This is a genomic window from Desulfovibrio sp. (genome assembly GCF_047607245.1).
Classification (GTDB): domain Bacteria; phylum Desulfobacterota; class Desulfovibrionia; order Desulfovibrionales; family Desulfovibrionaceae; genus Desulfovibrio.
This window is the reverse complement of record NZ_JASGDK010000078.1, coordinates 1-11,572: the sequence shown is the minus strand read 5'-3', so window position 1 is coordinate 11,572 and position 11,572 is coordinate 1. Positions and strand designations below refer to the sequence as shown.

Here is an 11,572-nt window from a genome sequence, read left to right as displayed (position 1 = left end):
TGGATTGCGTTTTCTATTGCGGCTGGCAGCCCAGCCTCAGGGCAGCCTTTTGCAATTGGGGCAAGTGGCTCGCGAAGAAAGCATTTCTTCGGGCTATCTGGAGCAGATTGTCCGGGCGTTGCGCCCGATGGGCATACTGAGAGCTGTGCGCGGTTCTGGTGGTGGCTACGCCTTGGCGAAAGCTCCGGCAGATATCAATATGGAAGAAGTTTTTCAGCACCTTGAGGGCGAAATATCTCCAGTGCGCTGCTTGAGCAAGGGCCGTTCCTGCCTGCGGGAAAAGCATTGTTCCACGCGCGGCTTCTGGAGTGAACTGGACGGACATATCCGCAGCTTTTTGCAACAAAGAACGCTGCAAGAAATCATAGATACAGAGAAGCACTCCGCTTCGGGAGGCAATTATGTGGAACTACACTGAAGCCGTACATGACCATTTTCTCCGTCCGCACAACGTGGGGCCGCTGGAAGGAGCCAACGCCATTGGCGAAGTTGGCAGCCTGGCCTGCGGCGACGCCCTCAAGCTCTACCTCAAGATCAGCAAGCAAGGCATTATTGAGGACGCGACCTTTGAAACTTTTGGCTGCGCCAGCGCCATTGCCTCCAGTTCCGTACTTACGGACATGATCAAGGGCATGCACGTTGAAGACGCCCTCAAGATCAGCAACAAGGACATTGCCAACTCCCTCGGCGGACTGCCCAAGCAGAAGATGCACTGCTCCGTCATGGGGCAGGAAGCTTTGGAGGCTGCAATTCGCCAGTGGAAGGGCGAACCCCCGGTGCCTCACGCTCATGAAGAAGGCAAGCTTGTCTGTAAGTGTTTCGGCGTAACTGATGCCCAGATCATTCGCGCCATTCGCGAAAACGGGCTCAAGACCGTTGAAGAAGTCACAAACTACACCAAGGCTGGCGGCGCTTGCGGCGAATGCCTTGATGAAATTGGCGAGATTCTGGCGGCAGAACTCAAGCAGACATCTTTTGTGGAACTGAAGCCCAAGCAGCGCCTGACCAACGTGCAGCGCATGCAGCTGGTGCTCAAGACCATTGAAGAAGAAATTCGCCCCCTTCTTGCCGCTGACGGCGGTGACATAGAACTGGTGGATGTGGATGGTCTGCGAGTGGTGGTATCCCTGCGCGGGCGCTGCGCGCAATGCAGGTCCAGCGATGTGACCATTCGTGATCTGGTACAACGCCTCCTGCGTGAACATGTGGAACCGGACATTGTGGTCGAGGAGGCATAGGGGCATGAAAACTATCTATCTTGACAATAATGCCACCACGGCTGTTGCGCCTGAAGTTCGTGACGCCATACTGCCCTACCTTACCGATCTTTACGGCAACCCCTCCAGCATGCACACCTTTGGTGGGCAGGTAGGCGACGCCGTAGAAGCGGCCAGGGAAAATCTGGCGAACCTTCTGGGCGCCAGCCCGGACGAGATCCTGTTTACCTCCTGCGGGTCTGAAAGCGACAATGCCGCCATCTGGACGGCTGTTCAGACCCAACCGGAAAAGCGCCACCTTATTACCACCCGCGTGGAACACCCTGCTGTGCTCAATGTAATACAGCATTGGGAACGCCACGGCTATCGCGTTACCTATCTTGGGGTGGACAGCAAGGGCAGGCTCGACATGGATGAGTACGCCCAGGCTCTGTCAGAAGACACAGCCCTTGTCTCCATCATGTTTGCCAACAACGAAGTCGGAAACATCTATCCCATTCAGCGCATGTCAGAAATGGCGCATGAAAAAGGCATACTTTTTCACACTGATGCCGTGCAGGCCGTAGGCAAGACGCCTATCGACCTCAGCCATCTGCCTGCGGACATGCTGTCTCTTTCCGGCCACAAGCTGCATGCTCCCAAGGGCATCGGCGCTCTGTACATCCGTAAGGGAGTGCGGTTCCGCCCTTTCCTGCGGGGTGGACATCAAGAGCGCGGGCGCAGGGCCGGGACAGAAAACGTGCCCTATATCATCGGTATGGGCGTTGCCGCACAGCTGGCTCTCGACCATATGCAGGAAGAGCGCGTGCAGGTAGCCTTGATGCGCGACAAGCTGGAAGCAGGCATTCTTGCGCGTGTCCCTGATTCTATGGTAAATGGCGACATTGAAAACCGCCTGCCCAACACCTCCAACATCTCGTTCAAGAATGTCGAAGGCGAAGCTATTCTGCTTATGCTTGACAGGCTGGGCATCTGTGCCAGCTCCGGTTCGGCCTGCACATCGGGCAGCCTTGAACCTTCACACGTTCTGAGGGCTATGGGCGTGCCCTTCAACTATGCTCACGGATCAGTTCGCCTTTCCCTTTCCCGGTACACGACTGATGAAGATGTAGACTTTGTGATCGAACATTTTCCTCAGGTCATTGAAACCCTCAGAGCCATTTCGCCTTTCAAGGACTAGACTGCGTCAGCCTGACCAGTTGTCCATCTGCATATGCTGATACCCGCCGTGGCGTTGATCTTTGGCCACGGCGGGGCAATTCTCGAGGCTTTGCACCGCCATGCAACCATGTGCTCTGCCTTTGGCTGCGCCCCTCTGAATATGCCCAAAGCCCGTGCCTTCCGGCAAGTTCGCCTATGGCATGGACTGACATCACCCAAGGATGCCATATGCCCGCTTTTTTCATTCTTCTGGCCATTGCCCCCGCTATTGGCGCGGCAGGGCTCCTTCTCTATCCGCCCTTATCCTATGTTGCAGGCATAGCGGGGCTTACATGCGGCTTTGGCGGACTTTTTCTTCTTTACCGAAGTTTGCTCAGACCTCTTAAGAATATCTGCGACAGCCTCAAACAGCCTGGGGCGCTTCATCTGCCCCACGACTCTGATTGTGGGGCTTTGTGTTATCTTGCTGAATTGATGGCCTCTCACGGGGAAGCACGCGCCAAAGAACTGGCTGCCACACGCCGTGACATGGAGCAGGCCCGGCAGGATGCCGCCGAATGGCACGAAAAATATAAAATTGCCATGTCTGGCCAAAGCATGACCAAGGACAGTCTGCATGAGGCAGCACGCAAGCTGCACAAACTGTCTGCCGATCTGGCTGAACAAGAAAAAAAGCTTATGACCGCGCACCCGGAGTTGTCCCAGACTGCTTTATGGGACGGATTTTCCACTCAATGGTTGGATAAAATCGCCGCAGAACTGGAATATTGCGAAAACTATCTGAGCCAGATCAATGCCTTTCTGGGTGGCGACGACGCCTCTCTGGAGCTCGCGGAGCCTGAAAAAGAGGAAGAATATTTTCAGTGGTCAGCCAGTTATTCCACGGGCGTACCCGTCATTGACGGCCAGCATAAGCTGCTGCTTTCCTATGTTAACAGGCTGCACAACGGGCTGCACCAAGGTAGAGACCCCGCGCTTCTTCTGGAGATTCTTGATGCGCTGGCAGGGTATGCCTTCACTCACTTCAATACAGAAGAAATTTTCTTTGCACACACCGACTACCCTATGTCCAAAGAACATATTGAAGTACATCACAAATTTAAAGACAAGGTTGTTCAGTTCAGAGAAGCTCTTCTGGAAGGCAGAGCCGATGTGGACCTGGCTTTGCTAGAATTTCTGAAAAAGTGGCTCATTGAACATATACAGGGAATGGATGTTTCCTTTGCACCCTATGTTGTAAAGAACCACGGCATTGGCCAGAAGAAAAATGAAAACCGGAATTAATCATTCCCTCTGCGGCAAAACAGATGCATTGCATTTTGCCTGAACAAGATGGTGTAAAAAATAGAATGCGTGGCCTTAGAACCGCGTCTGGTGAGCAATGTTTTCTGAGATCGAAAACGTGATGAGATGCATAGCCTCCACTGATTGAATATCACTAAAAAAGCCCGCTTGTTGCGGGCTTTTTTAGTGATATTACCTGGCAGATTGCTCGGCCAATACTATTTGCTGGATTTTTGAAGCTCCGCCGCAAGAGAGTCACGGTCTTCCCTGTGCAACAACCGCTGATTGGAACTTCCACGAAAAAGCAATTCCAGATCGCGAAATTCTTCCAAGTAGGGCCCGTCAATCAGCAGGTCTGTCAGCTCCAGCAGGCGCGCGGTCCAAGGGTCATTTTGGGCGCGCTGCCACAGATCTTCAAAAGTATATCCCGTGTAGGTGATTACAGTCTTGCCCCTGCTTCGCACTCCCTGTGCTACAGCACACAGGGGAGCGGCCTGGGCAAAAGGTTCACCACCTGAAAGCGTCACTCCTGCAAGCAGGGGATTTTCACCAAACTGCTTAAGTGCCTCTTCTGCCGTAAAAACAAAACCGCCATCAAAGCTGTGTGTCTGCGGGTTGTGGCACCCTTTGCAGTGGTGCGGACATCCCTGAGTAAAAAGCACATATCGCAGCCCCGGCCCGTCCACTATGGATTCATCCACAATGCCGGACAGACGCATGGGCTGCGAAGCCGCGTCCTCAGGCATGCTTTACCCGGTCGCGTTCCTCGGCGCGCTTGGCGTTGTTGAAGCGGTCCAGCGTGCCCACAAGATAACCGGTGATGCGGCGGGTACGTTCAAAAGTCATGCCCTGTCCCACCAGTTTCTGCGCGGGCTTCACTTCATCAAACAAACGCGACTTCATCAACATAGACTTTCTCCTTGAGCTTAAAAATAAGTATTAGGTTCTGGGCTGGCCGCCGAAGCGGCCGCCGTAACAGCAAATAAACTTAGCTCCACTTGGGAATGTGCGGATACTTCTTACGCAGTTCGTCAAGAAGTTCGGGGCTGATACCCTCGCCTTCCTTGCGTCCGCAACGTGGGCAACAACCGTTGATAACGCCCACATAGCCGCACAAAGGATCACGATCAAGCGGATGGTTGACTGAACCATACCCAACGCCATTGTCGTGCATGAAACGGATAATGCTTTCAAAAGCCTCCGGATTTTTGCACGTATCTCCATCCAGCTCCACATAGGTAATGTGGCCGGCGTTGGTCATAGCGTGATAAGGGGCTTCGATCTCAATTTTTCTGAAAGCCTTGATGTGGCAGTATACGGGCACGTGGAAGGAGTTGGTGTAGTAATCCTTGTCCGTAACACCGGGAATGCTGCCGAACTTGGCCTTGTCCAGCGTGACAAAGCGACCGCTGAGGCTTTCCGCAGGGGTAGCAATGAGCGAGAAGTTGAGTCCGGTATTTTCCGATTCATCATCGCAGCGCTTGCGCATATGATTGATAATCTCAAGACCGAGCTTCTGTGACTCTTCGCTTTCGCCGTGGTGTTTGCCAAGCAGCGATATGAGTGCTTCAGCCAGACCAATAAAGCCCATGCTGAGCGTACCGTGCTTCAACACTTCTTCAATGCAGTCGTCCCAACCCAGTTTTTCAGAGTCAAGCCAGATCCCTTCACCCATAAGGAAGGGATAGTTGCGCACCTTCTTGGTGCTCTGAATCTTGAGCCGGTGCATGAGCTGACGGAATACCAGGTCGATCCTGTCATCCAGCAGGGCAAAGAATTTTTTGACATCGCCCTTGGCTTCAAGCCCCAGCCGCGGAAGGTTCACCGAAGTGAAGCTCAGATTGCCGCGCCCGCAGGTAACCTGCCTGTCCTTGTCGTACACATTGCCGAGAACCCGGGTGCGGCAGCCCATATAGGCCACTTCGGAATTATAGTCGCCCGGCTTGTAGTACTGAAGGTTAAAGGGCGCATCCAGAAAGCTGAAGTTGGGGAACAGCCGCATGGCTGAAACTTCAATAGCCAAAAGGAAAAGGTCGTAGTTGGGGTCTTCTTTATTGTAGTTGACCCCGGACTTCACCTTGAAAATCTGCACAGGGAAAATAGATGTTTCCCCATTGCCAAGGCCAGCTTTGGTGGCCTTGAGCAGATTCTTGGTCACCATGCGCCCTTCGGCGGAGGTATCAGTGCCGTAGTTGATGGAACTGAAAGGAACCTGAGCCCCGGCGCGTGAGTTCATTGTGTTCAGGTTGTGGATAAAAGCTTCCATTGCCTGATAAGAGCGGCGCTCAGTGTACTTCAGGGCTTCTTCGGCGGCATAGGCGTGGGCATCTGCTGCCATGCTCTTCTGCTCCGCAGGCACGGCCTCGTTTAACTTACGGCCAAATTCTTCCATATTGCCAAGACGCGGGCACAGGTCGACATTTGCCAGCAGCTTTTCAGTAAAGGCAGCAGCGTCCGCAGCTTCAAGATGCATTGCAATGCGTGCAAAGGCGGTAAAGGCCCGCTCGTATTCTTTGCGGTACGTCTTGATAACGCCTTCGGCCATAGCGAAATCAAAGTGAGGCACACTCTGCCCGCCGTGCATTTCATTCTGGTTGGCCTGAATGGCTATGCAGGCAAGAGCCGAATAGCTTTCAATGGCGTTGGGCTCACGCAGATAGCCGTGCCCGGTGGAAAACCCGTTTTTGAATAACGGGATGAGATCTATCTGGCAGCACGTTTCAGTGAGCATATAGAAATCTTTGTCATGAATGTGGATATCGCCATTGATATGGGCTGACGAAGCATCCTTGGGCAAAATATAGTTGTCGATGAAGTACTTGGAGCCTTCGGACCCATACTTGAGCATGGTGCCCATAGCAGTATCACCGTCAATATTGGCATTCTCACGCTTGATATCTTCGTGAATGGCCGGGGAATACGTGAGCTTTTTATAAATATCCATGAGATACGATTCCGCATTGCGAATTTTCGTATGCTCGGCGCGGTACAGAATATAAGCTTTGGCAGTCTTGGCGTAGTCGTACTGAATCAGTGTTTCTTCAACCAGATCCTGAATTTCTTCAACGTGCTTCAGCTTGCGTGCGTCCAGTTTTCTGCAGACTTTTTCCGTTACAAATAAAAGATCGGTAGGGGACATATCCTCACCACCAACGGCCTGATTGGCCTTGGTAATGGCGTTGAGGATCTTGACAGAATCAAAAGGCACTGCCGTGCCATCGCGCTTGGTAATGCTGGCGGGCATGGAGAAAAGCTCCCAAACGTAACAACTGTGAACAAAGGCTCGTCCGGAACCCGAACGAACAAAACTCCGATGACCTATATGGGGCGATGGTTGAAACCCAAAGACATGCCTGTAGTCGGGAACAGGTAGTTCCCCGGCAATGGACTGGTCGGCAAAGGCCCCGTACCGACAACCCATACTGAATCTGCTCAGGAATATACCCGGCAGTCGTTGATTATGTTTGAAAGCAGGTCTTCCGGCTTGTCGACCATCTTTCGGCCTTCCCAGGCTATCAGCCCAGTGGCGCATGTAAAAAGGTGGCATTTATCCGACTTACGGCGGCGGGTCCGCTCCCGCTTCTCACGGGATTCTCTATTAAGCCCCAAAGGGCGCTTTCAATGTCTAGAAAATCTCAAAAGAACTGCACCGTGTCAATCAGGGTTGGCAAAAAAGGCTTCCTAGCTTCGTAGGAACAGTTCAGTTTATATTGAGAAAATTTATTATAAAGCTTTTTTAAGGCCAAAAAAAGACCGCAAAAAAGTGATGGGCACGAGCCGTACTCTGCCCAAGATGCATCTGCCGGAACCGCCATTGAAAGTTCCGCAGCCCGTTATGTTTGGCTGGTGACTCCCTAGGTGCAGAGTGCAATCTAGCGTACTGGCCTGAGGATTTCAAGGTTGATCAAGCCCTTGGGAAATGCGGATTTGCGGATGCGAGCGCCGGAAATCCGCACTAACTGCCACTTTTTTGAGGTGTATTTTTTTCAATAAATATTCCTGACAAGCAAAATAAACCGTTTCTCAAGGGCCTCAATAGGGGATAGCCGGCTTAGTTTATTAACAAAAAATATGTGTTCTTTTGCCTGCCAATGGCTGTAGCTCACCGTCGTACCGTACGCCGGGAGGGGCCACCCCGCGCCACTGCATTGTGAGGGGCACGGGGTTAGCGCACAAGTGCGCTAACCATGCTGAAGCCCTGATACGCAGAGGTCCCCCGGCAAACGCCGGGGGATCTCCCATTCAATATACTCAGCTGCCCCCGTTATGGCAGCAGTATCAGGTCATAGGCATTGGCCTCGTCCAGATACTTTTTGGCCACTTCCTGAACCTGAGCCGGGGTCAGTTTTGCAGCCTTTTCAATGAGCTGTCGCTCAAAATCGAAGGGCCGTCCCAGCAAAGCGTCGCTGGCGGCGTCTGCAGCGCGTGATCCAAGGCTCTGCCTGTCACGGTAGTATGCGCCCAGCAGACGGTTAGCTCCTGCCTCCAGCAGAGGTACGGGCAAAGGCTTTGTCATGATGTCGCCAATAATTTTGGCAAAACCCTTCTGGGCCTGCTCGACCTTATCCGGCGTGGTGCCAATATAGAAGGCCATCATGCCAGCCTCGGGCATACTGCGGTAAAAGGCTGTAACAGTATAGCCGAGCCCTTCCACATCACGCATCTGGCTGAACAGCAGGCCACTCTGCCCTGAAAGCACAGACTGGAGCAGCATGAGGGCCGGAGCATCCGCATGGGTCGCTGGCACAGCTTTGAAAACCTGAAGCACGTGGGCCTGATTTCGTCCGGGCAGGTGGAGATCAAGCTTTTTGTCTTGCCCCCAGGTGGGAGCGCCGGGCGCGGGAATGTCTGTCTTGGGCGCGGGCAAGGAGCGGGCAAAGGCCAGCACAGCTTCACGATCAAAATCGCCAGCCACGGAAAGCACCCACGGCTGCCCCACCTGTTCCTGCCAGAATGCACGAACGTTCTTATTGGTAAGGCGGTCCAGCGTTTCCACACTGCCTAAACCGTCGTACCCGTAGGGTTGTCCACCGGGGAAGAGAAGCCCGTTAAGGCGTGAGAAAAGATAGGACGTAGGCCTGTCCGCACGTTGGCGGATAGCGGCCTTCATGCTGTCTGCCTCCCGGCGTATTTCTTTTTCTTCAAAACGTGGACTGCGCAGCACTTCAGACAGCATTGAAAAATAGTCTGCGTTAAAGCGGGCCGGACCAGTGATGGACAGGGTAAAGCTTTGCAGCCCGGCACTGGCGTCAATGGCCGCCGCCCTGTCTGCAAAAAAGCGCTCCATTGCCTGAGCATCCAGTTTGCCGCTGCCTGTTGTGAGAGCCCTGGCTGTCAGCCCGGCAAGCCCCTGCTGGTCAGGTTTGAGCAAAGCATTGCCGCCGGGCAGCATCATATCCATAGCCACATACGGAACAGTGGCGTCTGGCAAAAGAATGAGGGTTCGCCCGGCACCCAGCTGCAAAACTTCACGCTCACCCGCCTTCATGGCTCGGGCCTTCTGAGCATGGTCGCCGTCCAAACCGGGCCAGTTCTGCTGTAGTATGGCCTCAAGATCAGGCAGCTTGGCCCCTTCGGGAGCCAGCACGCGCACGCGTGCCTGCCGGGGGTTAAGCCATTGCTCCAGAGCCTGCGCCAGTTGGGCTGTGTCCACATTGCGCTGGGCAAAACGCAGGTTCATTTCAGCCTGCTCGCCGCCCAGTTCAAACTGCACCGTGCCAAGCCAGGAGGCCAGCCCGTTGAGCGTTTCACCCGCGCGGTCCAGATTGTCTTCAAGGTTGAACCGGGCGCGTGTTATGGCTTCAGGCTTGAACTGCCCTGCCTTGAGCGAGGCCATATCCTTGGTCAGTTCACGCCAGAAGGGCTCGACCTTGTCCACATCAAGCTGCGCGCTCAGATAGACAAGCCCGGCGCGCGCCAGACTCATGTTGCCCATGCTGATGTTGTCCACCATCTGCTTTTCGTACTTGAACTTGCGGTAAAGGTCTGAGGTGCCGTCACCGCCCAAAAGATAGCAAAGCACATCAAGGTCAACGGACCGCAAATCGCGCAGGCCCGGCACAGGAAAAGCCATGCCCATGTAAACTTTGTTCCAGGGGCCGTGTATGACCTCCACACGGGGGCCGCCAGAGGCATCAGCCAAACTTATGGGCTGCGTTTCAGCCAGATCGCCGCTGTTGGTCAAACCGCCAAAAAGCTTTTGACTGTAAGCCAGCACCGCCTGCGGATCAACATCGCCCGCTACGAGAAGCAGCATATTTTGCGGCTGGTACCAATGGCGCACATAGGCGCGCAGGTCTTCTGCCGTAACCGCTCGTATGGTGTCTTTAAAGCCGATTATTGGCCGCCCGTAGACTGTATTCTGCAAGGCAGACGTTTGCAGGCTTTCAAACAACCTGCTCATGGGAGAATCCTGGTCGCCTTCCAGTTCGGAGATGACCACCTCCTTTTCCGATTCCAGTTCCTTGGGATCGAGCGAAGGTTGAAAGGCCATTTCCTTCACCACATCCATGCCAGTGCGCCAGTGCGCGGCGGGCATATCAGTCATGTACCAGGTCTTGTCAAAACTGGTGGCCGCGTTGAGGTAGCCGCCAAGGGCTTCCACATCACGGGCGACCTGGCCCTTGGGTCTGTGTTCCGTGCCTTTGAAAACCATATGCTCCAGCAGGTGGCTTATGCCTGCCTGCTCCGCTTTTTCATTGGCTGAACCGGTACGGACATAAAGGCGCGTGGCTACCAGGGGAAAACGCGCATCCTTGACAATATAGACTGTAAGCCCATTGGGCAGCCGTGTAATAGTCCGGTCGTCATTCTGAACTTTTTCGCTGGCCGCCAAAACTGTCGACGACAGAGCCAGCATCAGGCTCAGAACCACAAAAGAAAAGAAACGCCGCATGAATCCTCCTGCGCTGCGGCCTTGGCCGCTGTTGGTGTCGGGCTTTCCACATTTTTCACGGCTCGCTGTGAACCGCAAGAAGGAAAGCCTTGCAGGGATGTAAAAAAAGCGGGACCTTTCAGCCCCGCTTATAATGATAGTTCTCAATGCGCTGCGAAGCAAGCGCGCTGGCATCAACTACACAGCTTGACGCCCTGCTCCGCTTCGGCTTTTCCCGTAACCGGGACGAGGCAGTCTAGCCGCCCAGATACGCGTCCTTAACCTTGGGATCTTCCAGCAATTGCTTGCCCGGACCTTCCAGAACCACGCGCCCCACTTCCAGAATATAGGCATAGTGAGCCACGGAAAGAGCCGCATAGGCGTTTTGTTCAACCAGAAGCACGGTTTTGCCGTCAGCATTGATGCGCCGGATGATTTCAAAAATCTCACGCACCAACAGAGGGGCCAACCCCAGTGAGGGTTCGTCGAGCATAAGCAGATCAGGGCGGCTCATAAGCGCCCTGCCAACGGCCAGCATCTGCTGTTCACCACCGGAAAGGGTGCCGCCCTTCTGCCAGCTGCGCTCTTTGAGGCGCGGAAAAAGCGTATAAACCCACTCGATGTCATCGGCAATTTCCTTGCGGTCACTGCGGGAGTACGCGCCCAGCATCAGGTTTTCTTCCACTGTCAGATGGGGCAGAATGCGCCGCCCTTCGGGCGAGAGCGAAATGCCCCGCCGAACCATATCCTCAGGCTTGAGCCCCATAAGCGATGAAGGGTTTTCACCTTCGTGCCTGGTCAGCAGGATTTCGCCGGTAACGTTTTTGTTCAAGCCTGCAATGGAACGGATGATACTGCTCTTGCCCGCACCGTTGGCTCCAATGAGCGTCACGATACTGCCGCGCGGTATCTTGAGGCTCACACCCTGTACGGCCTGAATGCCGCCGTAGCGCACATGAAGGTCACGAATTTCAAGCATGCTGCACCATATCCATTATTTTTCCAGCCATCACGGCAATAGTATGGCCGCACATCA

Annotated in this window: 9 protein-coding genes and 1 riboswitch; of the genes, 4 read left to right on the top strand and 5 right to left on the bottom strand. The window is 54.1% G+C overall.

The window, feature by feature from the left end:
- From QM579_RS06205 to QM579_RS06190, 4 genes are all read left to right on the top strand, one after another.
- Window positions 1–418 (top strand): RrF2 family transcriptional regulator (locus QM579_RS06205; RefSeq protein ID WP_414998305.1); only part of this gene is annotated, 418 nt, incomplete at its 5' end.
- Window positions 402–1,238, top strand: coding sequence for a Fe-S cluster assembly protein NifU (gene nifU, locus QM579_RS06200; protein WP_414998304.1), 837 nt, complete (start codon window positions 402–404; stop codon window positions 1,236–1,238). The genes QM579_RS06205 and nifU, both read left to right, overlap by 17 nt.
- A gap of 4 nt (window positions 1,239–1,242) precedes the next feature.
- Complete coding sequence (nifS, locus tag QM579_RS06195; RefSeq protein WP_414998303.1) at window positions 1,243–2,397, top strand: cysteine desulfurase NifS; 1,155 nt, start codon at window positions 1,243–1,245, stop codon at window positions 2,395–2,397.
- 209 nt (window positions 2,398–2,606) lie between these two features.
- A complete protein-coding gene (locus QM579_RS06190; protein WP_414998302.1) occupies window positions 2,607–3,662 on the top strand; it encodes a bacteriohemerythrin in 1,056 nt (351 codons plus the stop codon).
- Window positions 3,663–3,880: 218 nt separating this feature from the next.
- Here QM579_RS06190 and nrdG read toward each other — a convergent pair whose 3' ends face one another.
- The 5 genes from nrdG to QM579_RS06165 form a co-directional block, all read right to left on the bottom strand.
- Window positions 3,881–4,408, bottom strand: a complete 528-nt coding sequence (nrdG, locus tag QM579_RS06185; protein ID WP_414998301.1) for an anaerobic ribonucleoside-triphosphate reductase activating protein — start codon at window positions 4,406–4,408, stop codon at window positions 3,881–3,883.
- On the bottom strand, window positions 4,401–4,571 hold the full coding sequence (gene nrdD, locus QM579_RS06180) for an anaerobic ribonucleoside-triphosphate reductase (protein WP_183718192.1): 171 nt from the start codon (window positions 4,569–4,571) through the stop codon (window positions 4,401–4,403). The genes nrdG and nrdD overlap by 8 nt, the downstream gene beginning before the upstream one ends.
- A 79-nt stretch (window positions 4,572–4,650) precedes the next feature.
- Window positions 4,651–6,906 carry an anaerobic ribonucleoside triphosphate reductase gene (locus QM579_RS06175; RefSeq protein WP_414998300.1) on the bottom strand — a complete coding sequence of 752 codons (2,256 nt, stop codon included), beginning with the start codon at window positions 6,904–6,906 and terminating at the stop codon, window positions 4,651–4,653.
- A 207-nt stretch (window positions 6,907–7,113) separates the two neighbouring features.
- A riboswitch (cobalamin riboswitch) is annotated at window positions 7,114–7,297 on the bottom strand.
- Window positions 7,298–7,926: 629 nt separating this feature from the next.
- Entirely contained in the window at window positions 7,927–10,557 is a 2,631-nt protein-coding gene (locus QM579_RS06170) for a M16 family metallopeptidase (protein ID WP_414998299.1), read from the bottom strand.
- Window positions 10,558–10,792: 235 nt separating this feature from the next.
- Window positions 10,793–11,515 (bottom strand): ABC transporter ATP-binding protein, encoded by a 723-nt coding sequence (locus tag QM579_RS06165; RefSeq protein ID WP_414998298.1) that lies wholly within the window; start codon window positions 11,513–11,515, stop codon window positions 10,793–10,795.
- Between the last annotated feature and the right edge of the window lie 57 nt (window positions 11,516–11,572).